The sequence below is a fragment of the Enterobacter sp. NFIX58 genome, assembly GCF_900110475.1.
Classification (GTDB): Bacteria; Pseudomonadota; Gammaproteobacteria; order Enterobacterales; family Enterobacteriaceae; genus Enterobacter; species Enterobacter quasiroggenkampii.
This window is the reverse complement of record NZ_FODW01000003.1, coordinates 99,622-124,255: the sequence shown is the minus strand read 5'-3', so window position 1 is coordinate 124,255 and position 24,634 is coordinate 99,622. Positions and strand designations below refer to the sequence as shown.

At 56.0% G+C, this 24,634-nt stretch carries 20 protein-coding genes and 3 tRNA genes; 13 read left to right on the top strand and 10 right to left on the bottom strand.

The features are described 5' to 3' along the window. The first annotated feature begins 4 nt into the window (after positions 1 to 4). Positions 5 to 67, top strand: a complete 63-nt coding sequence (gene yoeI / locus BMW97_RS24430) for a membrane protein YoeI (protein ID WP_139177212.1) — start codon at positions 5 to 7, stop codon at positions 65 to 67. Further along, entirely contained in the window at positions 57 to 1,415 is a 1,359-nt protein-coding gene (gene plaP / locus BMW97_RS14000) for a putrescine/proton symporter PlaP (RefSeq protein WP_008499462.1), read from the top strand. The genes yoeI and plaP overlap by 11 nt, the downstream gene beginning before the upstream one ends. Positions 1,416 to 1,542: 127 nt before the next feature. Here plaP and sbcB read toward each other — a convergent pair whose 3' ends face one another. Beyond that, positions 1,543 to 2,970, bottom strand: a complete 1,428-nt coding sequence (gene sbcB, locus BMW97_RS13995; protein ID WP_175481447.1) for an exodeoxyribonuclease I — start codon at positions 2,968 to 2,970, stop codon at positions 1,543 to 1,545. A 207-nt stretch (positions 2,971 to 3,177) separates the two neighbouring features. Between sbcB and dacD the strand changes: the two genes are divergently transcribed. From dacD to BMW97_RS13975, 4 genes are all read left to right on the top strand, one after another. Further along, positions 3,178 to 4,344, top strand: a complete 1,167-nt coding sequence (gene dacD / locus BMW97_RS13990) for a serine-type D-Ala-D-Ala carboxypeptidase DacD (protein WP_032646438.1) — start codon at positions 3,178 to 3,180, stop codon at positions 4,342 to 4,344. Between the two features lie 119 nt (positions 4,345 to 4,463). Beyond that, the gene (sbmC, locus tag BMW97_RS13985) at positions 4,464 to 4,937 is read left to right on the top strand and encodes a DNA gyrase inhibitor SbmC (protein WP_045908596.1); all 474 of its coding nucleotides are present in this window, start codon (positions 4,464 to 4,466) and stop codon (positions 4,935 to 4,937) included. Between the two features lie 92 nt (positions 4,938 to 5,029). After that, complete coding sequence (locus tag BMW97_RS13980; protein ID WP_045908595.1) at positions 5,030 to 6,088, top strand: FUSC family protein; 1,059 nt, start codon at positions 5,030 to 5,032, stop codon at positions 6,086 to 6,088. 158 nt (positions 6,089 to 6,246) lie between these two features. Beyond that, positions 6,247 to 6,582: a DUF496 family protein gene (locus BMW97_RS13975; protein WP_008499467.1), complete on the top strand. Its 336-nt coding sequence runs from the start codon at positions 6,247 to 6,249 to the stop codon at positions 6,580 to 6,582. 47 nt (positions 6,583 to 6,629) lie between these two features. On the opposite strand, the gene BMW97_RS13970 is transcribed toward BMW97_RS13975, so the two are convergent. After that, a complete protein-coding gene (locus BMW97_RS13970) occupies positions 6,630 to 6,965 on the bottom strand; it encodes a gamma-glutamylcyclotransferase family protein (RefSeq protein WP_045908594.1) in 336 nt (111 codons plus the stop codon). A gap of 53 nt (positions 6,966 to 7,018) precedes the next feature. Continuing rightward, positions 7,019 to 7,094, bottom strand: a tRNA-Asn gene (locus tag BMW97_RS13965). Between the two features lie 6 nt (positions 7,095 to 7,100). Here BMW97_RS13965 and BMW97_RS24425 point away from each other — a divergent pair. The 3 genes from BMW97_RS24425 to BMW97_RS13955 all read left to right on the top strand — a co-directional run bounded on the left by BMW97_RS24425 (position 7,101) and on the right by BMW97_RS13955 (position 8,889). After that, entirely contained in the window at positions 7,101 to 7,193 is a 93-nt protein-coding gene (locus BMW97_RS24425; protein ID WP_222424321.1) for a DUF5951 family protein, read from the top strand. 62 nt (positions 7,194 to 7,255) lie between these two features. Then, complete coding sequence (gene emmdR / locus BMW97_RS13960) at positions 7,256 to 8,710, top strand: multidrug efflux MATE transporter EmmdR (protein WP_139177208.1); 1,455 nt, start codon at positions 7,256 to 7,258, stop codon at positions 8,708 to 8,710. Between the two features lie 103 nt (positions 8,711 to 8,813). Then, positions 8,814 to 8,889: transfer RNA gene (locus BMW97_RS13955), tRNA-Asn, on the top strand. 145 nt (positions 8,890 to 9,034) lie between these two features. Here BMW97_RS13955 and BMW97_RS13950 read toward each other — a convergent pair. The 3 genes from BMW97_RS13950 to shiA all read right to left on the bottom strand — a co-directional run bounded on the left by BMW97_RS13950 (position 9,035) and on the right by shiA (position 13,670). Further along, the gene (locus tag BMW97_RS13950) at positions 9,035 to 10,807 is read right to left on the bottom strand and encodes an aminopeptidase P family protein (RefSeq protein WP_045908119.1); all 1,773 of its coding nucleotides are present in this window, start codon (positions 10,805 to 10,807) and stop codon (positions 9,035 to 9,037) included. 18 nt (positions 10,808 to 10,825) lie between these two features. Further along, positions 10,826 to 12,280, bottom strand: a complete 1,455-nt coding sequence (locus tag BMW97_RS13945) for an AMP nucleosidase (protein WP_045908120.1) — start codon at positions 12,278 to 12,280, stop codon at positions 10,826 to 10,828. Positions 12,281 to 12,353: 73 nt separating this feature from the next. Beyond that, positions 12,354 to 13,670 (bottom strand): shikimate transporter, encoded by a 1,317-nt coding sequence (shiA, locus tag BMW97_RS13940; RefSeq protein WP_045908121.1) that lies wholly within the window; start codon positions 13,668 to 13,670, stop codon positions 12,354 to 12,356. A 256-nt stretch (positions 13,671 to 13,926) separates the two neighbouring features. Here shiA and pagP point away from each other — a divergent pair, with 256 nt between their 5' ends. After that, positions 13,927 to 14,502 carry a lipid IV(A) palmitoyltransferase PagP gene (pagP, locus tag BMW97_RS13935; protein ID WP_045908122.1) on the top strand — a complete coding sequence of 192 codons (576 nt, stop codon included), beginning with the start codon at positions 13,927 to 13,929 and terminating at the stop codon, positions 14,500 to 14,502. Here pagP and BMW97_RS13930 read toward each other — a convergent pair. The 3 genes from BMW97_RS13930 to BMW97_RS13920 are packed head-to-tail and all read right to left on the bottom strand — an operon-like array spanning position 14,499 to position 19,608. Continuing rightward, positions 14,499 to 15,464, bottom strand: coding sequence for an acyltransferase (locus BMW97_RS13930; protein WP_045908123.1), 966 nt, complete (start codon positions 15,462 to 15,464; stop codon positions 14,499 to 14,501). The genes pagP and BMW97_RS13930 overlap by 4 nt on opposite strands. Beyond that, complete coding sequence (locus BMW97_RS13925; protein WP_045908124.1) at positions 15,461 to 18,523, bottom strand: efflux RND transporter permease subunit; 3,063 nt, start codon at positions 18,521 to 18,523, stop codon at positions 15,461 to 15,463. Before BMW97_RS13925 ends, BMW97_RS13930 begins: the two co-directional genes overlap by 4 nt. Continuing rightward, positions 18,523 to 19,608 (bottom strand): efflux RND transporter periplasmic adaptor subunit, encoded by a 1,086-nt coding sequence (locus BMW97_RS13920; RefSeq protein ID WP_048223940.1) that lies wholly within the window; start codon positions 19,606 to 19,608, stop codon positions 18,523 to 18,525. Before BMW97_RS13920 ends, BMW97_RS13925 begins: the two co-directional genes overlap by 1 nt. Before the next feature lie 396 nt (positions 19,609 to 20,004). Between BMW97_RS13920 and BMW97_RS13915 the strand changes: the two genes are divergently transcribed. The 3 genes from BMW97_RS13915 to ldtA all read left to right on the top strand — a co-directional run bounded on the left by BMW97_RS13915 (position 20,005) and on the right by ldtA (position 24,135). Further along, positions 20,005 to 20,436 carry a universal stress protein gene (locus tag BMW97_RS13915; protein WP_028019628.1) on the top strand — a complete coding sequence of 144 codons (432 nt, stop codon included), beginning with the start codon at positions 20,005 to 20,007 and terminating at the stop codon, positions 20,434 to 20,436. A 47-nt stretch (positions 20,437 to 20,483) separates the two neighbouring features. Next, positions 20,484 to 23,177, top strand: a complete 2,694-nt coding sequence (locus BMW97_RS13910) for a cation-transporting P-type ATPase (protein WP_045908126.1) — start codon at positions 20,484 to 20,486, stop codon at positions 23,175 to 23,177. Between the two features lie 61 nt (positions 23,178 to 23,238). Further along, on the top strand, positions 23,239 to 24,135 hold the full coding sequence (ldtA, locus tag BMW97_RS13905; protein ID WP_045908127.1) for a L,D-transpeptidase: 897 nt from the start codon (positions 23,239 to 23,241) through the stop codon (positions 24,133 to 24,135). A 134-nt stretch (positions 24,136 to 24,269) separates the two neighbouring features. On the opposite strand, the gene BMW97_RS13900 is transcribed toward ldtA, so the two are convergent. Beyond that, positions 24,270 to 24,345, bottom strand: a tRNA-Asn gene (locus BMW97_RS13900). Positions 24,346 to 24,634: the final 289 nt, after the last annotated feature.

Sequence of the window (24,634 nt, the reverse complement as noted above, 5' to 3'; positions counted from 1 at the left end):
AGAAATGGGGCAATTTTTCGCTTACGTGGCGGTTATCACCTTAAAGGAGATTAACTATGTCGCATAACGCAACTCCAAACACCTCTCGCGTGGAATTACGTAAAACGCTTACGTTGATTCCGGTTGTTATGATGGGCCTGGCCTATATGCAACCGATGACGCTGTTCGATACATTCGGTATCGTATCGGGCCTCACCGACGGTCATGTGCCGACGGCTTACGGCTTCGCGCTGATTGCGATCCTCTTTACCGCGCTGAGCTACGGTAAACTGGTGCGTCGCTATCCGTCTGCGGGTTCCGCCTACACCTATGCCCAGAAATCCATCAGCCCGACGGTTGGCTTTATGGTGGGCTGGTCTTCGCTGCTCGACTATCTGTTCGCGCCGATGATCAACATTCTGCTGGCAAAAATCTATTTTGAAGCGCTGGTGCCATCGATTCCCTCGTGGATGTTCGTCGTGGCGCTGGTGGCCTTTATGACGGCCTTTAACCTGCGCAGCATCAAGTCCGTTGCCAACTTTAACTCTGTTATCGTTGTGCTTCAGGTTGTGCTGATTGCGGTTATTCTTGGCATGGTTATTTACGGCGTATTCCACGGCGAAGGCGCGGGCACCCTGGCGAGCAGCAAACCGTTCTGGTCTGGTGATGCGCATGTGATCCCGATGATTACCGGGGCAACCATTCTGTGCTTCTCCTTTACCGGTTTTGACGGGATCAGCAACCTGTCTGAAGAAACGAAAGATGCAGAGCGCGTGATCCCGCGTGCCATCTTCCTGACGGCGCTGATTGGCGGTCTGATCTTTATTTTCTCGACCTATTTCCTGCAGCTGTACTTCCCGGATATCTCTCGCTTCAAGGATCCGGATGCGTCTCAGCCGGAAATCATGCTGTATGTGGCGGGTAAAGCGTTCCAGGTCGGCGCGCTGATCTTCTCCACCATCACCGTACTGGCGTCCGGTATGGCCGCGCATGCAGGCGTTGCGCGTCTGATGTACGTAATGGGCCGCGATGGCGTATTCCCGAAAAGCTTCTTCGGCTACGTGCATCCAACCTGGCGTACCCCGGCGATGAACATTATCCTGGTCGGTGCGATCGCGCTTCTGGCGATTAACTTTGACCTGGTGATGGCAACGGCGCTGATTAACTTCGGTGCGCTGGTGGCGTTCACCTTTGTTAACCTGTCGGTTATCTCTCAGTTCTGGATCCGTGAAAAGCGTAACAAGACGCTGAAAGATCACTTCCAGTATCTGTTCCTGCCGATGTGTGGTGCCCTGACCGTGGGCGCGCTGTGGGTTAACCTGGAAGAGAGCTCGATGGTGCTTGGCCTTATTTGGGCGGGTATCGGCCTGGTTTATCTGGCCTGCGTCACGAAGAGCTTCCGTAACCCGGTTCCTCAGTACGAAGACGTCGCGTAAGACTGTGTCGGGTGGCGGCTACGCCTTACCCGACCTACATACCCCGTAGGCCCGCGTAAGCGCAGCGCCACCGGGCAAAAAAAAAGCCGGAGACATCGATCGCCTCCGGCTTTTTTATACCCATCGATCAAACTATCTCTTGCGCGTACTGGTACAGGGATTTCAGCAGTGCCTGTTTCTCAGCATTCCCTTCATACTGGCCATAAAGCATTTCCAGCTCCTGGGCGTAGCTGTGCAGATATTCTGGCGTAAACACGTTACGACGGTGCTGCAGCCAGCGTTCCTGCTCTGCTTCATCCAGGGTTCCCGGGTAATTACGCGCGCGGTAATTAAACATCAGCTTTTCGATGCGCTTATCAGCGAAGGTGATATCCAGCGCCGGTAAGTTGCGCGGCTCGGTTTGCAGAACGATATTCATGGCCGCGCGATCGGCATCACTGAAGAAACCGTTATAGAGCTGGGCGTCCACGTTTTCAGACGGCACGAACGGCTCGGCTTCGGCAAAAATGGCCACGACTTTCTCGCGCACCTGCGGATTTTCACGCAGCACTTTGAGATTATCGAGGCAGTGCTGGCGGTTAATGCCCAGCCTGTCAGCATCTTCCGGGCGTAGCGTATTCGCCTGCGCCAGGACCGGACATTTATTGATATGCACCAGTTTGACCGGCACCGCAGGCAGATCGCCGAGTTCATTCTTCGGCGTGTACAGCCGTTCACGCAGGGTATCGCTGTCGAGCTCCAGCAGCGGCGAAATATCGCCCGCCAGGTCCACCATGATGACCGCATTACGGTTGTCCGGATGCCAGGCCAGCGGCGCGACCCAGCTGGTATTGCCGCGCCATGCGCCAAACATGCCGGAAATATGCACCAGGGGTTTCATCTGCGGTACGTCGATAAGGGTCATTAGCTTCTGCTTGCTGCGATGGCTCAGCAGATACTCAAACAGCCGGGGCTGTGCGCTTTTCACCAGCTTCGCCATGGCAATGGTGGCATAGACGTCCGCCATCGCGTCGTGGGCATTGCTGTGCTCAATGCCGTTGGCGCGCGTCAGGTGTTCCAGCCGGAAGCTGGTCAGCCCTTCCTCATTTTTTGGCCAGTGAATGCCCTCAGGACGCAGGGCGTAGCAGGCGCGCATGATGTCGAGCAAATCCCAGCGCGAATTGCGGTTCTGCCAGCTCCAGGCATAGGGATCGTAGAAGTTACGATAAAAGATGTTGCGCGTCACTTCGTCATCGAAGCGGATGTTGTTGTAACCGACCACGCAGGTGTTGGGGACGGTAAACAAGTCGTGGATGCGTCGGGCGAATTCTGCCTCGTTAACGCCTTTTTCCCGCGCTTCCTGAGGGGTGATCCCGGTGACCATGACCGCGCCGGGCTGCGGCAGATAGTCATCCGCAGGCTTGCAGTAAAAGACCTCGGGCTCGCCAATGATGTTGAATTCGTCGTCGGTACGGATGGCGGCAAACTGCGCCGGTCGGTCCAGCGCCGGGTGCGTGCCAAAGGTTTCGTAATCGTGGAACAAAAAAGTCGGGCGAGCGGCAGAGTCAGACACCAGTAATACCATCCTGTTAAAAAATGACGTCACTATGGTAAACGATCGTGCGGGTCAGACCGAATAAAAAGCACCGCCGCGTCGCAAATTTGCGCGCCAGCTTCAGAGAAAAATCTGCGTTCTGTCACATTTTTTTGCAATTAAGCCAGGTAACGACATCAGAACTCCCGTAAAAAGGTCATCGATTTTTAATGACTTGAGGATATACCGTTGAAACGCCGTCTGTTTATTGCTGTTTCTTTACTCGCTTCGAGTGTCTCATCTGCTTTTGCGGCCGAACCACTGGATTTTTCGCCGCAGCCTCCGGCCATTCAGGCTGGCTCCTGGGTGCTGATGGATTACACGACTGGTCAGATTTTAACGGCGGGCAACGAACATCAACAACGTAATCCGGCGAGCCTGACCAAGCTGATGACGGGCTATGTGGTGGATCGGGCCATTGATAGCCACCGCATTACCCCGGATGACATCGTCACCGTAGGACGTGATGCCTGGGCAAAAGGGAACCCGGTGTTTGACGGTTCATCGCTGATGTTCCTGAAGGAGGGCGATCGCGTCTCCGTGCGCGATCTGAGCCGCGGCCTGATTGTCGATTCCGGCAACGACGCCTGCGTGGCGCTGGCCGATCACGTGGCGGGTGGGCAGCCGCAGTTTGTGAAGATGATGAACGACTACGTGCAGAAGCTGAACCTTCGCGATACGCATTTTGAAACCGTCCACGGGCTGGACGCGCCCGGCCAGCACAGCTCGGCGTATGACCTGGCCGTTCTCTCCCGGGCCATCATCCACGGCGAGCCTGAGTTTTATCATATGTACAGCGAAAAGAGCCTGACCTGGAACGGAATCACCCAGCAAAACCGTAACGGCCTGCTGTGGGATAAGACCATGAACGTGGACGGGTTGAAAACGGGGCATACCTCAGGGGCCGGTTTTAACCTGATTGCGTCTGCCGTAGACGGCCAGCGCCGGTTAATCGCGGTGGTGATGGGGGCGGACAGTCCGAAAGGGCGCGAAGACCAGGCCCGGAAACTGCTGCACTGGGGGCAGCAGAATTTCGATACGGTGCAGATCCTGCATAGCGGTAAAAAAGTGGGGACAGAGCGCATCTGGTATGGCGATAAGGAGCAGGTGAAACTGGGCACCGATCAGGACTTCTGGCTGGCCTTGCCGAAAGCAGAGGTTCCCAACATCAAAGCCAAGTACGTGCTGGATAAGAAAGAACTGGAAGCGCCGATTGCTGCGCATCAGCGGGTCGGGGAGATTCAGCTCTATGACCGCGACAAGGTGGTAGCCCACTGGCCGCTGGTCACGCTGGAAGCCGTTGATAAAGGCGGCCTGTTCTCTCGTCTGAGCGATTATCTGCACCACACGCTCTAACGGCAGATGAGCAGACTGGCAGGGTTGCGAGTCTGCTCACATAATAAACACTCCTCGTTTGCTGATAATCATAATCCCGTTTTATAGTGTATAAATATACAGTGATGAGCGGAGGCAGTATGGACTACAGCATTACGCAGCAACAGAAACGTAAGATTGCCGGTTTTCATTTGGTCGGCCCGTGGGAACACACGGTAAAACAGGGCTTTGAACAGCTGGTCATGTGGGTCGACGGGCGTCACATTGAGCCGCTGGAGTGGGTGGCGGTCTATTACGATAACCCGGATGAAGTCCCGGCAGAAAAACTACGCTGTGATACGGCCGTGACGGTACCGGATGATTTCGTCATCCCGGAAAACAGCGAAGGCGTCATGATGACGGAAATCGCGGCCGGGGATTATGCCGTAGCGACGGCGCGCGTGGAAAACTACGACTTCGCCACGCCGTGGTATCAGTTCTTCAATTCCCTGCTGCAGGACAATAAGTACCAGATGGCGCTCAAACCCTGCTTCGAGCGCTATCTCAATGACGGCAATGCGGACGGCTACTGGGATATCGAAATGTATATCGCCGTCGAGCACAAAACGGTTTAAGCCTGCTAAATGAAGGGTTTTTCAGCCGGGAGCGATCCGCCCGGCTGAAAACACAGTACAATTGTGCTTTGCCGTGTAGCTGGAGAGCGGGTGTGCGTCCCGACAAATCATTAACCCCTTTTGAAATTCGGTTGTACAAACACTACCGCGTGGTGCACGGGTGTCGCATCGCGCTGGCGTTCGTGTTGACGTTTGTCCTGGTGCGTTTGCTGGAGGTTCCGGAAGGAACGTGGCCGCTGATCACGCTGGTGGTGGTGATGGGGCCCATCTCGTTTTGGGGCAACGTTGTCCCGCGCGCTCTGGAGCGTATTGGCGGGACCGTGTTAGGTTCGGCCCTGGGGCTTATTGCCCTGAAGCTGGAGCTCATCTCGTTCCCGGTCATGCTGGCATGGTGCGGTGCCGCCATGTTCCTGTGCGGCTGGCTGGCGTTGGGTAAAAAACCGTATCAGGCGCTGCTGATCGGTATTACTCTCGCGGTGGTGGTCGGTGCACCCGCCGGGGATATGACCACGGCGCTTTGGCGAAGCGGGGATGTCATCCTGGGTTCACTGCTGGCGATGCTCTTCACCGGTATCTGGCCGCAGCGCGCTTTTCTGCACTGGCGTATTCAGATGGCTAGCTACGTCACCGCGTTTAACCGCGTCTATCAGGCCGGTTTTTCCCCGAATCTGGTTGAGCGCCCGCGCCTGGAAAAGCACCTGCAAACCATTCTTAACGACGTGGTCAAAATGCGCGGCTTGATCACGCCAGCCAGCAAAGAAACCCATATTCAGAAATCAATTTTCGAAGCTATTCAGACGGTGAGCCGCAATCTGGTCTGCATGCTTGAACTGCAAATCAACGCACACTGGGCCACGCGACCCAGCCATCTGTTGATGCTTAACGCGCAGACTCTCAAAGAGACCCAGCAGATGACGCAGCAAACGCTGTTGACCATCGCCCATGCGCTCTACGAAGGTAACCCGCAGCCGATCCTGGCCAACAGCGAACGTCTGAATGAGATCGTCGCGGAACTGAAGCAGTTAATCAATGAGCGCCAGAGCGATAACGTGGCGGAAACGCCTATTCATGGCTACGTCTGGCTGAGCATGGAACTGGCGCGGCAGCTTGAGCTGTTATCGCACCTGATTTGCCGGGCGCTGCGCAAATAAAAGGCGTATGTGACGCCTGCTGCTTCGATTCAGCAGCAATTGGGGTTATGATAGCTTTAAACGATATACTCATTGTCATTCGCGGCCGCTGTCAGTAAGGTTATTGTTACAACGGTTGCTTTAACGAATCCGAATCTCACATTATCAGGGGTGTAAAAATGGAAACTACCAAGCCTTCGTTCCAGGATGTTCTGGAATTCGTCCGCCTGTTCCGCCGCAAAAACAAACTGCAGCGTGAAATCCAGGACGTTGAGAAGAAGATCCGTGACAACCAGAAACGTGTTCTGCTGCTCGACAACCTGAGCGACTACATCAAGCCAGGCATGAGCGTTGAAGCTATTCAGGGCATCATCGCCAGCATGAAGAGCGACTATGAAGACCGTGTTGATGACTACATCATCAAAAATGCTGAGCTGTCCAAAGAGCGTCGTGACATCTCTAAAAAGCTGAAAGTGATGGGCGAAATCAAAAACGGCGAAGCAAAAAGCGAGTAATCGCAGCGAATAGTGAAAAAGGCTCTCTGGTGACAGAGAGCCTTTTTTTATGGTTCAGAACGCGGCTGTAGCTGGTAAATCCAGGCTTGAACCTGCTCGCCTTCAGAGGTGGTCACCGTGACCTCAACCCGATCGTAGCCGTCTTCAAACTCATCCAGCATTGACCAGTGTGCGGCAAGGTGATCAGAGATAAACAGATAGCCTTCGACGCGGGGGCCATCGGGGTGGAGTACGATCCCCGGGAAGTCCGCCGCAGCGCCCCAGCCGCGTTCGTAAAACGTACCGGATACGAAACCGGCCAGCCATTCGCCGCCAATGTTTTCAAGAATATGCGCATTTGAGTGGCCCGGGCGCAGCGTGCCGTAGACAAACAGAGCGTTCATTTTCCCTCATCCGCAAAGCAAAAAGCCTGCTTTAAAAGCAGGCTTTTCAAATTTGGCTCCTCTGACTGGACTCGAACCAGTGACATACGGATTAACAGTCCGCCGTTCTACCGACTGAACTACAGAGGAATCGTTGTGGAGGCTTATCTTAGCGGCGAAAAAACTTTTGTCAAACCTGATCTTAGGGAAAAGCGACTGATTGCTGATTCTGTCGTCAGTTTGTTGTAAATCCACACATCTTTTTCCGGAAAATACTTTGCAGGATGAGCATTTCTCCCCCATTATTTGAAATGGAGTTTCAACTTTTCTCGCTAAGGTCCATTTTGAACGTCACTGCCTCCTTACGCCAGGCGATCGCGCGCACGCCATGGTATGCAAAACGTAAAAGCTATCGGGTTCTCTTCTGGCGTGAAATCACCCCTCTTGCCGTGCCTATCTTCCTGGAAAATACCTGCGTTCTGCTGATGGGGGTGCTGAGCACCTTCCTGGTGAGCTGGTTGGGAAAAGAGGCGATGGCGGGGGTTGGTCTGGCGGACAGCTTTAACATGGTGGTGATCTCATTCTTTGCCGCCATTGACCTCGGCACGACGGTGGTGGTGGCCTTTAGCCTCGGCAAGCTGGATCCCAAACGTGCGCGTGAGGCGGCACGCCAGTCGCTGATGATCATGACTGTCTTTTCGGCCGTTCTGGCGGCGGTGATCCACTATTTCGGCAAAGAGATCATCGATTTTGTCGCCGGGGAGGCCACGAACGAGGTTAAGGACCTGGCGCTGACCTATCTGGAGATGACCGTCATCAGCTATCCGGCGGCGGCCATCGCCCTGATTGGCAGCGGCGCGCTGCGCGGGGCAGGGAATACTAAAATTCCGCTGCTGATCAACGGCGGAATGAATATCCTGAATATTATCATCAGCAGCGTGCTGATCTACGGCGTGTTCTCGTGGGGCGGGCTGGGCTTCGTCGGTGCAGGACTGGGGCTAACCATTTCACGCTATATCGGTGCGGCGGCGATTATCGGCGTGCTGATGGCGGGGATCACCCCCTCGCTGCGCCTCACGCTGAAGAGCTATTTCCGCCCCTTTAATTTCGCCATTATCTGGGAAGTGATGGGGATCGGCATTCCCGCAAGCATTGAGTCGGTGCTATTTAACGGCGGGAAATTGCTGACGCAGATGTTTGTCGCCGGGATGGGCACCGACGTGATCGCCGGTAACTTCATCGCCTTCTCCATTGCCTCGCTGATTAACCTGCCGGGTAACGCGCTGGGCTCTGCATCGACCATTATCACCGGCAAACGGCTCGGGAAAGGGCAGATCGGCCAGGCTGAGCGACAGCTGCGCCACGTTTTCTGGCTGTCGACCATTGGACTGACCATGATTGCCTGGGGAACCGCGCCGTTTGCCGGGCTGATGGCCTCGTTCTATACCCATGAAGACGACGTTAAAGAGGTTGTAAAAGTCCTCATCTGGCTCAATGCGGCTTTTATGCCTATCTGGGCGGCCTCATGGGTACTGCCTGCCGGGCTGAAGGGCGCGCGCGACGCCCGCTTTGCGATGTGGGTGTCGATGCTTGGCATGTGGGGATGTCGCGTCGTGGCGGGGTATACGCTTGGTGTAATGCTTGGATGGGGTGTGATCGGCGTCTGGCTGGGGATGTTCCTGGACTGGGCCGTGCGGGGCGGGCTGTTCTACTGGCGTATGGTCAGCGGGCGCTGGCTGTGGAAATATCCGCGACAAAATGCCTGACAATTGTGCGAAGTGGAGAATAAATCGTCAAACGATCGGAAATATGCATTCTGCCTTTGACATCCCGGGAGCGCATCGATAATATGCGCCCCGTTCACACGATTCCTCTGTAGTTCAGTCGGTAGAACGGCGGACTGTTAATCCGTATGTCACTGGTTCGAGTCCAGTCAGAGGAGCCAAATTTGAAAAGCCTGCTTTTAAAGCAGGCTTTTTGCTTTTCTGCGTCGGGTAAAATTGTCGGGTGGCGGCTTCGCCTTACCCGACCTACAAAAATCTCGAATCGTAGGCCGGGTAAGGCGAAGCCGCCACCCGGCAAAAGCCGCACTATCCGTTCACACGAACCGGCGCCGTCGCCTCTACCAGCCACGGACGCGCATCGCTGTTTACCAGCGGTGACAGCGCCTCGCGTACCTGCTGGTGATACGCATCCAGCCACTGCTTTTCCTGCTCGCTCAGCAAATGCAGCTCAACCTGGCTTAAGTCGATCGGGATCAGCGTCAGCGAGGCAAACCTGCAGAACCCCGGACGGCTCTCCACAATCTCCACCTGGTTTTCAATACGAATACCGTGGCTATCGCCCAGATAGTATCCCGGTTCAATCGTCATGATATTGCCCGCCACCAGCGGCCACGGGTTGACCTTTTTGGCAATGCGATGCGGGTTCTCATGGATAAGAAGCTGATGACCCACGCCATGCCCCGTGCCGTGATCGTAATCCAGTCCCATCTCCCACAGCGGACGACGCGCAAAAGCATCCAGCTGATGTCCCTGAGTCCCGGAAGGGAACTGCAGGGTAATCAGCGACAGGAAGCCTCTCAGCACGGCGGTGTAGTGCAGGCGCTGCTGCGGATCGACCTTACCCCATGCCAGCGTGCGCGTGGCGTCGGTGGTGCCATTCACGTACTGACCGCCGGAATCGTTAAGGTAAAAATGGTCATGACCGATGGGCTTGTTGCTGGCCTCGCTCGAATGATAGTGGCACATCGCCGCATTGCTCGAAGAGGCGGAGATGGTCGCAAAACTCTGCTCGATGAACCCGGGCTGCTGTTGACGGAACGCCAGCTGCTGCGCCTGGACTTCCAGCTCTGTTAGCGGATTCCCTGCCGCCTCGCGCAGCGGCACTTCACGGCTCAGCCAGGCGAGGAAGTTGACCCAGGCGGCGCCGTCCTGGTGATGACACGCGCGATAACCGGCCAGCTCAACCGGGTTTTTGGTGGCTTTCATCAGGGTGATGGGGTCGGTCCGCCAGACAATCTCTCCCCGGGGTTCGATGGCAAAGCGCAGGGCGACCGGCGCGGAATCGGCATCAACCATCACCCGTTTTCCTGCAGCAATTTGCTGGCAGCGTTCGACAAAGGCGTCCTGCGGCGCAATGGTAAACGCATTGCGCACGTCTTCCGGTAGGGCGCCGAGCTTGCTGTCGTTAACAAACCACTCAACGTGGCCGTCACGGCCCAGAAGAGCAAAAGAGAGTGGTACCGGGCTGTAAGGGATATCCGCGCCACGGACGTTTAACAGCCAGGCGATATTATCCGGCAGGGTAACGGCGAGATAATCGGCATTGCTTGCAGCCAGCACGGCGGCGACGCGCTGACGTTTATCAGCGCTGCTTTCACCGCTGTATTCAACCAGCATTTCCCGGATAAGCCCCGCCGGTGCAGCAGGGCGGTCAGTCCATAGGGCGTCAAACGGTGAGTCCTTCAGAGGCACCAGCTCGCACGGCGTGGCAGACAGCTGCTCAAACTCCGAGTTGGTCATCAGCAGCGCGTCAAAGCCAATGCGCGTGCCTGCCTCAACGTTTTCTGCCAGCCATTCTGCCAGCGGCTCGTTGTGCAGGTGGTGAATTTCAATCTCGTCTAGATTCACCTGAACGCGGGCCTGAACCTGATAGCGCCCGTCAACGAACAGCAGCGCTTTGTTTTTCAGCACCAGCGCCACACCGGCCGAACCGTCAAAGCCCGTCAGCCAGGCCAGCTTTTCGTCACAGGGCGCGCAGTATTCGCTCTGCCATGCATCCGCACGTGGGACGATCATCCCGTCGAGATGGCTGGCCTCAAGCCAGTGGCGCAGGGCAGAGAGCGGAGATGTGCTGGACATGATTATTCCTTATCGTTATTAGCGGAACGGCGGCTCGTTGAAGGTGCGCAGCTTGCGGGAATGGAGCCGGTCACCTTCTGCCCGCAGCAGGTCAATGGCGCGAATGCCAATTTGCAGATGTTCGGATATCGCCCCTTCATAGAAACGGTTGGCCTGCCCGGGCAGCTTAATTTCGCCGTGCAGCGGCTTATCGGAGACGCACAGCAGCGTGCCGTACGGGACGCGGAAGCGATACCCCTGCGCGGCGATGGTGGCGCTCTCCATATCAATGGCCACCGCGCGGCTCAGGTTGAACCGCAGCGCGGAGGCGGAGTAACGCAGCTCCCAGTTGCGGTCATCCGTCGTGACGACTGTACCGGTGCGAAGGCGCTGCTTAACTTCTTCACCCGGCATGCCGCTAACCTCTTTGGTGGCGTCATACAGCGCACGCTGCACTTCGGCGATGCTCGGGATTGGGATATCCGGCGGCAGCACCGCATCCAGCACGTGGTCATCACGCAGATAGGCGTGGGCGAGCACGTAGTCGCCAATCAGCTGGCTTTCACGCAGGCCGCCGCAGTGGCCGATCATCAGCCATACGTCCGGACGCAGCACCGCCAGATGGTCGCAGATGGTCTTGGCATTTGACGGGCCCACGCCGATGTTAATCAGCGTAATGCCCTGACCGTCGGCGGTGATCAGGTGCCAGGCGGGCATCTGATGTTTTTTCCACGCCAGGTCGGAAATGGCCTGCTCGGGCGCTTCGGTCTCCGCAGTGATCCAGATCCCTCCCGCACAGGAGAGCGCGATATACGGGCTTTCCGGGTCGAGGATCTGGCTGCAGCCCCAGCGGACAAACTCGTCAACGTAGCGGGTGTAGTTGGTAAAGAGGACGAACGGCTGGAAATGTTCGACGGGCGTGCCGGTGTAGTGGCGCAGACGCGCCAGGGAGAAATCGACCCGGCGGGCATCAAAGTGCGACAGGGGAGAAAATTCTGCCGGGTGATAGATCCCATCGGCCGTCTCATCGCCAATCTGCGACAGTTCCGTCGTCGGGAAGTGGCGGGTTAGCCCCGCGCTCATCGAACGGTCGAGGGTTAACGCCGAACCGTCAATCACGTAGGGGTATGGAATTTCATGCTGCGAGGGCTCAACGTGAATGTGCGCGCCGTAATCCTGATACAGCAGCGTAAGTTGTTCTTCGAGGTACGGGCGGAACAGGGCTGGGCGGGTGACGGTGGTGCTGTAGCAGCCGGAGTGGGTAAAACGGGCGTAGGCACGGGTTTTCGGTGTTGTGCTGGCGCTGCCGTCCCAGGTCACAGAGAGCGATGGATAAACAAAAAGGCCCTCGGTTCTGGCCTTTTCGTCGGGAAGTTTCCCAGTTTCGATATATTCGCTGATGGCGCTGCGCAGCGCGTTGACGGACTGTTCATACAGCGCGTCGAGTTTTTCCAGCGCCTGAGCCGGGGTCAGGCTGGAGCCCTTATTATTCATCTCTGTCTCCTTGTTCCACAGGTGTGCGACTCTACCCGATAGTATGTCACACGCCTGTGAAACAAAAGTGAGATCAGCGGTGGCTCGTCTCTTTCATCAATAGCGCCGTTGCCGCCGACAGCAGGCAACCGGCCAGCAGATAAACCGCCACGCTGTGCCAGTTACCGCCGGAGAAGGTCACCAGCGCGGCGGCAATAAACGGCGTAAACCCGCCGCCGACCACGCTTGCGACCTGGTAGCCCACGCCCGCGCCGCTGTAGCGGTAGCTGGCGCCGAACAGTTCGGTAAACATCGGTTGCTGCACGCAGACCACCATATCGTGAGCGATGTTCGCGAGCATGATGGCAAAGAAGACAATCCAGAAGATCGACTGCGCCTCCAGCGCCATAAAGAATGGCCAGGCGCTGAGGCTCCCAATCAGCGCGCCGGTGATGTAGACGCGACGGCGGCCAAACCGGTCCGCCAGCCAGGCGAAGCAGGGTATTGTCAGACAGCTGATCCCGCCGACCAGCAGGCCGATATTCAGGAACAATTCACGGGGCAGGCCGAGATTCTGCGTCGAGTAGTTCAGCGCAAAGGCGGTGACGATATACATCGTCAGCAGCTCGCACAGGCGCAGGGCGATAATTTTCAGAAAAGCGCCAGGGTGCCGAATCAGGGCTTCCATCACCGGCAGCCGCTTTTTGACGGCCAGTTTTTCCTGTTGCTGCTGTTCGAATTCAGCGGACTCCTCCATGCCGTTACGGATCCACAGTGCGGCAATCACCAGCACGATGCTGAAGATGAACGGAATGCGCCAGCCCCAGCTCAGGAACTGCTCGTCGGTGGTGAGCTGGCTGATTAACGACACCAGCCCTGTAGAAAGCAACAGCCCTACGCCGTACCCGACCTGCACGCCGCTGCTGTAAAACGCTTTCTTATTTTTTGGCGCGCTCTCAACGGATAACAGCGCCGCGCCGCCCCATTCGCCGCCCACGGCGAAGCCCTGAATGGCGCGTAATGTCACCAGCAATACCGGGGCCCACCAGCCAATGGCGGAAAACGACGGGAGAATGCCAATCAGCGCGGTGGCGATCCCCATCATCCAGACGGTGAGCATCAGCATGCGCTTGCGGCCCAGGCGGTCGCCGAAGTGGCCGAAGATCACCCCGCCCAGCGGGCGAAACAGAAAGCCGACGCCGAAGGTGGCAAACGCGGCGAGCGTACCCATCGCAGGGCTGATCTGGGGGAAGAATTCACGGTTAAACACCAGCGCGGCGGTAATGCCGTAAAGCAGAAAATCATACCAGTCGACGACGGCACCCGCGAAGCTGCCGAGTGCGGCGCGGCGGGCGCGATTGAGCGAAGGTGTCTCCGCGTTGGGACGATCGGAGATGAGGGTGGAGTCCATAGTTGTCCTGTCCGTACTGATTTTTTAATTATTGGTATAAGAAAAGGTCACTCACATTGCGCCCGTCATATAAACGGAACCTATGAGACTACCGCGACAAAACGCCTGAGAAAACGTTTTTATCTTTCCGGAAGGTCCTGAATAAATAAATTTCATCCACACCTGCGGCGAGATAATTGCCTCTTCTGGCTTCGTTAAGTGCTGAATGGTTTACAGTAATAGTGACCGCCGCGTGAGTTAAGCTGAGGGAATAACGATGCAACGCACCTTTTCGGCATTCTGGATGATTCTGTTTTTATTCGTCGCACCGCTTCAGGCGGAGCCCAACGTCTATGGCGAGCAACGCATCAGCGGCTGGTGGAATGCGTTGACGGAAGACATTTCGCAAACCTGGGCGCAGCCTCAGCGTTACGATCTGTACCTGCCGTTTCTGAGCTGGCACGCTCGCTTTATGTACGACAAAGAAAAAACCGACAAGTACAACGAAATGCCGTGGGGAGGCGGGCTGGGCGTTTCCCGCTATAACGAAGAGGGTAACTGGAGCGCGCTTTTCGCGATGATGTTCAAGGACTCGCACAACGAATGGCAGCCCGCGATGGGCTATGGCTGGGAGAAGGGCTGGTATCTGGATAATGCCAGAGATTTCCGCCTTGGGCTCGGTGCCGCCGCAGGCATCACGGCGCGAGATGATTTTGCGAACTATGTCCCGCTACCGTTCATCTTCCCGCTTTTTTCGGCCAGCTATCAGCGCGTTACCGTCCAGTTCACCTATATTCCCGGGACTTATAACAACGGCAACGTGCTCTTTGCCTGGCTGCGCTTAGGCTTTTAAAGGGTGATCACCTTTTTTGCCACGGCGTTAGACAATACCAGCATGGAGAAGAGAACAGAGGTGACGAACGTAAGTACAATCAACGCCAGCTTCATACCGAGTGACGTCACCGGTATCAGCGCCGTCAGCAGATGAAACACCGAGTAGTGCACAATATATACGCCTGTCATCGTTTTGCTGATGGCGGCCAGCATGGACTCCTTAAATTCAGCATTGCGGCGAAAGCGCACGCCGTTCGCCGCAATCACCAGGGCAATAATCAGGATGTAGATCTGCGAGCCGGTGAGGATAAAGGCGTTTCTGTCGGCCTTAAACAGGGCAAAAAAGAAGTGGCGCTCGTAAAACCAGGTGAAGAGATAGATAAACGGGATGGCGATAACCGCCGCCCGGACTACATTTTTGCGGCTTATCCACTCGGCGATTTTAGGATCGCAGAAGAGTTGCCCCGTCAGATAAAACAGCAGCCACGTCCACAGCCGATACTGCGGTGAAAGAGAAAGGGCGTGCGTTTCAGGATAAAGCGCCGATAACAGATCGTATCCGTAGGAAAAGAACAGCAGGGCAGCAATCGCGCCGCAGAACAGCGATCTCCGCTGGCTAAGCCACTCTACCGCCGGGTGGAAGGTGTAAATCACGACAAAGGCGAACACGAACCAGGGCTGGATTAAATACCCGCGCTGATAAGGCTCCCACAGGTAGTAGATCGTTATCCAGAACAGAAAAACAATCACAAGACTTTTAATTTTTCCCAGCTGCCAGCGCGTGCCGTGCCGGGATTGTCCGTCGAGATAGCCCGACACCACAAAAAACAGCGGTGTAGCGATCGTCGAGATAAAGGTTAAAAACCCCAGGATCCAGTGATAGTCATAATCATAATGATCCCAGGTATTGTAGATGGTGAAGAAGGTAACCGCCGTCATGCAGCCCAGCGTCTTGATAATGTTCAGCCCTGTCGCATTCATTGTTGTTTGGCTTCGTCCTTACGATGGAAACACGCATAGATCACGGGGAGTACCAGTAGCGTCAGGATTGTAGCAAACCCCAGTCCAAACATAATCACAACGGCCATGCTCTGGAAGAAAACATCCAGCAGTAGCGGAGCCAGGCCAAGTACGGTCGTGAACGCGGTGAGCAGGATAGGGCGCAGGCGCGAGGTGGCGGCATAAACGATCGCACTGTGCTGATCCTTTTGCGTTTTCTGCTGTTCGATCTCTTCCACCAGCACGATGCCGTTGCGGATGAGCATTCCGCTCAGGCTCAGCAGACCAATCAGCGCCATAAAGCCAAAGGGAATGCCGGTAATTAAAAATCCTGGTGTGACGCCAATCAACGCCAGCGGTACGGTCAGCCAGATTGCGACGGCATTTTTTACCGAGCTGAACATCAGCACCGTAATGACAAACATCACCAAATACCCGAGAGGCAGCGTTGTGAACAGCCCTTGCTGCGCTTCACTGGAGTTTTCCGCATCGCCCCCCCACTCGATGCTGTAGCCGTGTGGCAGGGGAAGGGCATCAACCTGCGGCTTCACGCGGGCGAGAATATCGCCGGAGGTTTGCTGGGTCAGCGGGTCAGGGTCCGTCTGAACCGTCAGTACCCGCGAGCGGTCGCGTCGAAGAATGAGCGGATCTTCCCACTCCAGAGAGAAGCGACTGACGACGTTACTCAGCGGGATATACTGCTGCCGCGCCTGGCTCCACACCAGCACGTTGTTCAGGTGGCTGGCATCCAGCCTTTCGCTTTCCGGGGGCCTCACCACCACGGGCAGCAGGTCGCTGCCTTCCCGATACAACCCCGCCCGGCTGCCGGAGAAATTCATCTCCAGTGCGTTGTCGACATCCTGTTTATCCACGCCAAGCTCGCGTCCCAGCTCGGCAACGTACTGCGGGCGGATCACTTTGCTGCGGTTTTGCCAGTCGTTTCGGACGCTCCCCGTAGCCGGATCGCGCGCCAGAATATCGTCCACCTGGCTGGCAATCAGACGCAGCCTGTCAGGATCCGGGCCTTTAATACGCACTTCAATGGCGCTGTCGCCGGAAGGGCCAAACATCACCCGTTTCGTGCTGGCGTTCACCTGCGGGTAGTTTCGCGCGATGTACTCGTCAACGTGGCGGGTCAAGGGGGAAATGTTACGCTGGTCATCCATGCGCACCATGATCTGCGCATAGTTGCTGTACTGCCGCTGTCCGCTGTAGGTCAGAATAAACCGCATGCTCCCCTGACCGATGGTGGAGACGGTGGTTTCCACGCCGGGCTGGTCCTTGATGGTTTTCTCAATATCACCGGTCATTTTCTCGGTCCATTTGATATCGGTCCCGTAGGGTAACCACAGGTCGACAAAGAAAATCGGCGTATTGGACGACGGGAAAAAGTTTTGCCGCACCGCGCCAAACCCCCAGACAGACGCGGCCAGCAGGGCGGCCATCACTACCAGCGTCGGTGCCTTATGGTGCAGCAGCGTGTTAAGCAGGCGCTGATAGAGGCGGTAGAGACGTTTGTCGTAAGGATCTGACTCGTCAGTGGTCTCCGGCGCGCTGTCGTTTTTAAACAACCACCACTTAATCATCACCGGGGTGAGGGTGAGCGCCGAGAACCAGCTCAGCATCAGGGAAATCAGCAGCACCTGGAAGAGGGATTTACAGTATTCCCCGGTGGAGTCCTGCGACAGCCCGATTGGCGCAAACGCAAGGATAGCGATCACCGTCGCCCCCAGCAGCGGCAGGGCGGAGCGACGGATGATCGTGTTAACGGCGGTTAATAGCGGGGCGCCCTGCTGTCGGGCAATCAACACCCCTTCGACAATGACGATGGCGTTATCCACCAGCATGCTAAGGGCGATAATCAGCGCCCCAAGCGAGATGCGCTGTAGCTCAATGCCCCAGAGATACATAATCAGCAGCGTGCCCAGCACGTTAAGCGCGAGGGAAAACGCGATGATGATCCCGCTGCGTACGCCCATAAAGATCAGCAGCACGCCGATGACAATCGCCAGCGCCATCAGGAAGTTAATAATAAAACCGTTAACAGAGTGGCCCACTTCGGCTGCCTGATCGTAAAACAGATCTATCTGTATGCCTGCCGGTTTTTCCGCCGACATCTGGTTTAGCTTCGCCTCCAGCGCGTGGCCCACGTCGATCACGTTCACGCCGGGAATAAACGAGATGCCCATGGTGACGGCTTTTTTGCCGTTGGCATGGTAGATACTGGCTGGCGATTCGTTCAGCCCGCGCGACAGCGTGGCGATATCCCGCAGACGCGTCGCCGCCCCCGTGCCGGAAGGCGTGATGATGAGATCCGCCAGTTCATCCAGATTCTCGAACTCACCGGTCGGGTGCAGACGAATGGATTCGCTGCCGGAGGTGATTTCTCCTGCGCTGGAAACGACGTTAAGCCTGCTGAGCAGGGCGGAAAGCTGGTTCAGCGTAATGCCGCGCGCGGCCATTTTGGTCAGGGAAATATCGATATTGACCTGTTGGCTAATCGCTCCACCGATGGCAACCTTCGCGACCCCGGGGACCAGAATCAACTCGCGGCGCAGCTGCTCCGCGTATCTCACCAGTTCAGGATTACTGAATTCATCCCCGGAAATGGCGAAGAAGAAGCCGAACACGTCGCCGAAATCGTCATTCACAAAGGGCGTGACGACGCCGGGCGGGAACTGACGCGAGGCGTCGCCCACGCGGCGGCGCAGTTCATCCCAAATCTGCGGCAGTTCGTTTGAGTGATAGCGTGACGCGATGTTAACGGTGATTTGCGACAAACCGTTTGAAGAGATGGAGCTCACGTTGTCCAGATAAGGCAGCTGCTGAAGGGCATTCTCCAGCGGCAGCGTCACCTCTTCTTCGACCTGCTGAGCGGATGCGCCGGGGTAGTGGGTGACCACCACTGCGGTTTTGATGGTAAAGGCGGGATCTTCCAGCCTGCCGATATTCAACAGCGCGAAAATACCCCCGATGCCCAGCAGCAGAATCGTTAGCCAGACGCGAACAGGGTTATTAATAAATTGACGAGAGATATCCATTACAGTCCCCGTTCACGCGTCCAGATACGCACCGGCTGGTTAGCATGCAGCTCCCCAACGCCTGCGGCTACGACGCGCTCACCCGCCTTAAGCCCGCTGGTGATCACCACGCCTTCGGTAATCACTTGCCCCACGCTGACCTTGCGGTCTTCAAGATGGAGCGTGTCGCCTTCTCCTGCCACAACCCAGACGTGCGGCTCATTGCGCGGGCTGTTGTCCGGGTTAAAGACTGCCTCAACCGGTACGACCAGCGCCTGAGTGCCCGTGCCAGCCGGGAGGTTGGTTAAATTAATGGTCACCGTACCGCTTACGCCACCGACGGCGGGAAAATCATCTGGCCGCGGCATGGTGAGTATTACCTGCCAGGTCAGGGTATTACTGTCGCTGCTGCCCGAGTGTTCTTTATAAACGGCGGTAAATTCCCGATCCGGAATGGCGTTAATTCTCACTACCGGGCGATACTGCGCGTTGCGAATATCAAAGGTCTTAAACAGGTTTTCAGGGATGCTGAACACCACGTCAAGCAGATCGGTGCGGGTTAACGTCGCGATGGGCTGACCGGCAGACACTACCTGATGGTTTCGGACATGTACGCTGGCCGCCGTCCCGCTGAAGGGGGCGACAAGCGTCATTTGATTCAACTCTTCTCGGGCGATCTGTAGCGCTGCATTCGCCGAATCGCGGTTCGCACGCTGCACGTCCATTTCGGCTTTCGAAATCGCCTGGCGGCCCGCCAGCGTCTGGAAGCGATCGAATTGCCTCTGGGCCAGCGTCGCCGCCGTTTGTCTGTCATTAACCCGCTGCTGGGCTTCACGGGCATTCAATCTTGCAAGCTGTTGACCCTGCTTGATGACTGCGCCCTGACGCACATCGAGCGCTTCAATTTGACCTGCGCGCTTGAAGGAAAGGTCTGTGGCATCGCCCGATTCAATGCGGGCGGGAAAAACGCGCTGCTGGGCGTTACCGGGAACCGTCACCTCCGCTACTTTTACCATCCTGGGCAGGGGGGAGACGTCTTTGGGTTTCGGGTCGCACGCTGTGAGCGTTAACAAAACGAACGGTAAAAGAGAGAGGTAGCGGTTCACTGTATTCCCCTAATAAATAACTGTTTTATTTATTCCATAACCTGGACAGGGGTGACACTATTCTGCCAGAACAGTGACGACCATATAGGTAAATAAACCAATCGCCGTGCTGGCGATAATGGCAAGCGCAATAAACATACCCAGTCGGATCAGGCTTATACCATACATACATTCCTCCATGAGCCGGACGCGGTGGCTAACTATGAGCATAGTCGGCGAAAAGATAAATGTTAAATAACCATTAGCAGTGGGGAAGCGCTAAACCTGATATTCCTGTGCTACGTTTAATATTATTCATCTCTTTTTACCGTAACTGGCATTAAGGGCAACCCCCTGCATTTAATGCGTTTTTATGCTTCATTCACTCTCATGTTGGTTATAAAAAGGATGCTCGATATGTATAAAAACATTCTCGTTCCGGTGGACGTCTACGAGACAAGCCTGGCGGATAAAGCGTTGCAACATGCACAGTTTCTGGCGCAAAGCGCATCGGGTGACATTCATTTGCTGCACGTCATGCCCAAATTTTCAGCCGAACTGACGCGCGGTTTTATTTCAGATGCGCGCAAGATGGATGAATATATGATTAATAATTCGAAAGAAAAACTGTCTGACCTGGTCAAAAAATTGAATCTGCCAGAAGAGCGGGTTCATCTCCATGTTCGTAGCGGAAATGTTCGTGATGAGGTTATTAAGCTGGCGGATGAACTTGCTGCTGGCGCGATTATTGTTGGCTCTCGAAATCCAAATATTCAAACCCATTTGTTAGGATCGGAGGCGGCAAGTATTGTCCGTTACGCCCATGTTCCTGTTTTCGTTATTCGTTAATTACATGAAAGCAAGGTGATTTCTGAATAGAACCTGAGGAAGGAACGATGAAAACAGGAAAATCTGAACGTCCATATTATCAACAAACCGTTGACGAAACCCTGTCGAATATCCACTCCACTCTGGAAGGACTTAGCGGCACTGAGGCATCAGCCCGACTTCAGCAGCATGGTGAGAATGCTTTGCCGCAAAAAAAGGGCAAACCCGCCTGGCTGCGCTTCCTGGCGCATTTTAACGATGTATTGATTTACGTTCTGCTGGTGGCCGCGTTGCTTAAGCTCTTTATGGGCCACTGGGTAGATATGTTCGTGATCCTGGGGGTTGCCATCATTAACGCGCTGATTGGCCATATCCAGGAGAGCAATGCTGAAAAATCGTTGCAGAGTATTCGCAATATGCTCTCCAGCGAAGCCGTGGTGGTACGACAGGGGAATCATGAAACGATCCCCACCACGTCGCTGGTCCCGGGTGATATCGTGGTGATCCGCGCCGGGGATCGTATTCCTGCGGACCTGCGTGTGATTGAAGCGCATAACCTTCGCGTGGAGGAGGCCATCCTGACCGGCGAATCCACCGTTGTTGAAAAAAACAGCGATGCGTTAAGCGGGGAACTGCCTTTAGGTGACCGGTATAACCTGCTTTACTCAGGCACCACCGTTAGCTCCGGCGGCGGTAAAGGCGTGGTGGTGGCAACCGGGAGCGAGACCGAGCTTGGCCACATCAATCAGATGATGTCCGACATTGAAAAGCACCGCACGCCGCTGATGGTGCAGATGGATAAGCTCGGTAAAACCATCTTCATTACTATCCTGGTCATGATGGTGGCGCTGTTTGTTTTCAGCCTCTTGTTCCGGGATATGCCGGTTTCTGAACTGGTGCTGTCGCTTATCAGCCTCGCCGTTGCCGCCGTGCCGGAAGGCCTGCCGGCCATCATTTCCATCATCCTTTCGCTTGGCGTACAGGCCATGGCGCGTCGCAAGGCCATCATTCGTAAGTTGCCCACGGTGGAAACCCTGGGCGCAATGACGGTCATCTGCTCGGATAAAACCGGCACCCTGACGATGAATGAAATGACGGTCAAAGCGGTGATTACCGCTGACACGACCTATCGCGTGGAGGGCGACAGCTACGAACCGGTGGGGAATATTCACCCCGTAGATGACCCGACGCCCGTCAGCGTGACGCAGGGTTCCCTGCTGGAACGCTACCTGCGCACCATTGACCTCTGTAATGACAGCCAGCTGATCAAAGACGAGCAGGGGCTGTGGAAAATCACCGGGGGGCCGACCGAGGGCGCCCTGAAGGTGCTGGCGGCAAAAATCCCGCTCCCAGCGCTTGATACGGAAATGCGCAGTAAAATCCCGTTTGATTCGCAGTATAAATACATGTCCACGCTCTACCGGCTGGGTGAAGAAGAGGCGATTTTAATCACCGGCGCGCCGGACGTCCTGTTCCGCCTCTGCCAGCACCAGCAGACGAATGACGGACTGCAGCCGTTCGATCAACCTTACTGGGAAGGCAAGATCGAAGAGTATGCCCGGGAAGGGTTGCGTATGGTGGCTGCGGCCTGGAAACCTGCCCGCGAGGGACAGTGCGAGCTGGATCACCCGGACCTGCGTGATGGCGTGATCCTGCTGGGTATTGCGGGAATGATGGATCCGCCGCGTCCGGAGGCCATTACTGCAATCGCCGACTGTCTGCAGGCAGGGATTCGCGTGAAAATGATCACCGGCGACCACCCGCAAACGGCCATGAGCATTGGGCAAATGCTGGGGATTGGTAACGCTGCAAGCGCTATCACCGGACGCGAGCTGGAGGCGATGGACGACCGTCAGCTGAGCGACGCCGCGCAGCAGTACGATATTTTCGCCCGAACCAGCCCGGAGGATAAATTCCGCCTCGTGCAGGCCCTGCAAAGTAAACAGGAAGTGGTGGGCATGACCGGGGATGGCGTAAATGATGCCCCGGCGCTCAAGCGGGCGGATGTGGGTATCGCCATGGGGATTAAGGGGACAGAGGTCACCAAGGAAGCCGCCGACATGGTGTTAACGGATGACAACTTTGCCACCATTGCCAGTGCGGTGCACGAGGGGCGTCGTGTTTACGATAACCTGAAAAAAACGATTCTCTTCGTTATCCCGAGCAACATTGCGCAGGCCCTGCTAATCATCATCGCGCTGCTGGCGGGGAACCTGATCCCGCTGACGCCGGTCCTGATCCTGTGGATGAACATGGCGACGTCGGCAACGCTGTCGTTTGGCCTGGCGTTTGAAGCGGGTGAGAAGGACATCATGAACCGGCCACCGCGTAAGGCGAATCTGCATGTGATGGACGGCTATGCCATCTGGCGCGTGGTGTTTGTCGGTCTGATGATTGCCATCAGCGCTTTCGTGTTGGAAGCCTGGCTACAGCCGCGCGGTTACTCGGCGGAATTTATCCGCACCGTGCTGCTGCAAACCCTGGTGACCGCGCAGTGGTTTTACATGCTTAACTGCCGCGTTAATGACGGCTTCTCGCTGAGCAAAGGCCTGCTGGCGAATAAAGGGATTTGGATCGTGAGCGGTGTACTGCTGGCGCTACAACTTCTTATCATTTACGCACCGTTCATGCAGATGCTGTTTGGCACCGAAGCACTGCCGTTCCGCTACTGGGTCATCACCTTCCTGATTGGTTTTGTGATGTTCCTTATTGTCGAGGCGGAAAAAATGCTGACGCGCAGATGGCGCAAAACCGAGGCGTAATAGCGTAAACTGAGAAAGCCTGCCTGAGTCGAGGCTTTCTCTTTTTTGAGCACAGGAAATTATGATGCGATTTACCTGGTTCGTCCTTACGCTGTGTGCCGCTGTACCCGGCGCGTTTGCCGTAACCTATCCCTTACCGCCGGAAGGCAGTCGTCTGGTGGGAACCCCGATTATCATCACCGTTCCCGAGCGCAATACGTTACCGCTTGAGGCCTTTGCCGCGCAGTACGGGCAGGGGCTAAGCAATATGCTGGAAGCGAATCCGGGGGTGGATCCTTTCTTGCCCAAATCCGGCACCCGGCTGGTGATTCCCCAGCAGCTGATTTTGCCCGACACCGTCCGCGAGGGGATTGTCGTTAACGTGGCGGAAATGCGTCTTTACTATTATCCACCTGGCAGCAATACCGTTGAAGTGCTGCCCATCGGCATCGGTCAGGCCGGGCGCGAAACCCCGCGTAACTGGGTAACGGCGGTTGAACGTAAGCAGGTGGGGCCAACCTGGTCTCCGACGCCGAATACGCGCCGTGCCTATGCGGCAGAGGGAAAAACGCTGCCTGCCTTCGTGCCCGCCGGACCGGATAACCCGATGGGGCTGTATGCGATCTATATTGGCAGGCTGTATGCCATACACGGCACAAACTCGAATTTCGGCATCGGACTGCGGGTGAGCCAGGGCTGTATTCGTCTGCGCAATAACGACATCAAATACCTTTTCGATAATGTCCCCGTTGGAACCCGCGTACAGCTTATCGATCGGCCCGTTAAAGTCACCACGGAACCGGACGGCAGCCGCTGGGTGGAGGTTCACGAGCCATTATCACGTAATCGCGCGGAGTTTGAATCGACCCGAAAAGTGCCTCTGCCAATGTCAGCCGCGCAGCGGACGCAGTTGATAAACGAGGGGGCGGGAGCCGAACTGGACCGGCGGTCAGGGATGCCGGTGAAGCTTGCTTATTGAGGCTGTGTTGCCCGGTGGCGCTGCGCTTACCGGGCCTACAGTCCAGTAGGTCGGGTAAGGCGAAGCCGCCACCCGACAATTTTACCCGACGCAGAAAAGCAAAAAGCCTGCTTTAAAAGCAGGCTTTTCAAATTTGGCTCCTCTGACTGGACTCGAACCAGTGACATACGGATTAACAGTCCGCCGTTCTACCGACTGAACTACAGAGGAATCGTGTGAACGGGGCGCATATTATCGACCTGCGTTCACCTTGTCAAAGGGTGGATCGCCGCCTTTTGATCGTTTGCTGACAAAATCGGCAAAGTGATGTTTTTGACAGCGGAATGCACCGCTTTGGTGCGGGTATACCTCAAATGGGGCAGATCATAAACTGCTGTTTCGGTAATAAAACCCCCCTCCATGATTAGGTTTCCTTATTTTCAGGCGTTTAGCGCCCAATTCAGACCGCCTGGTAAAAGTGGCATTCATATTGCAAAACCTGTTCAACAACGACAGCCGG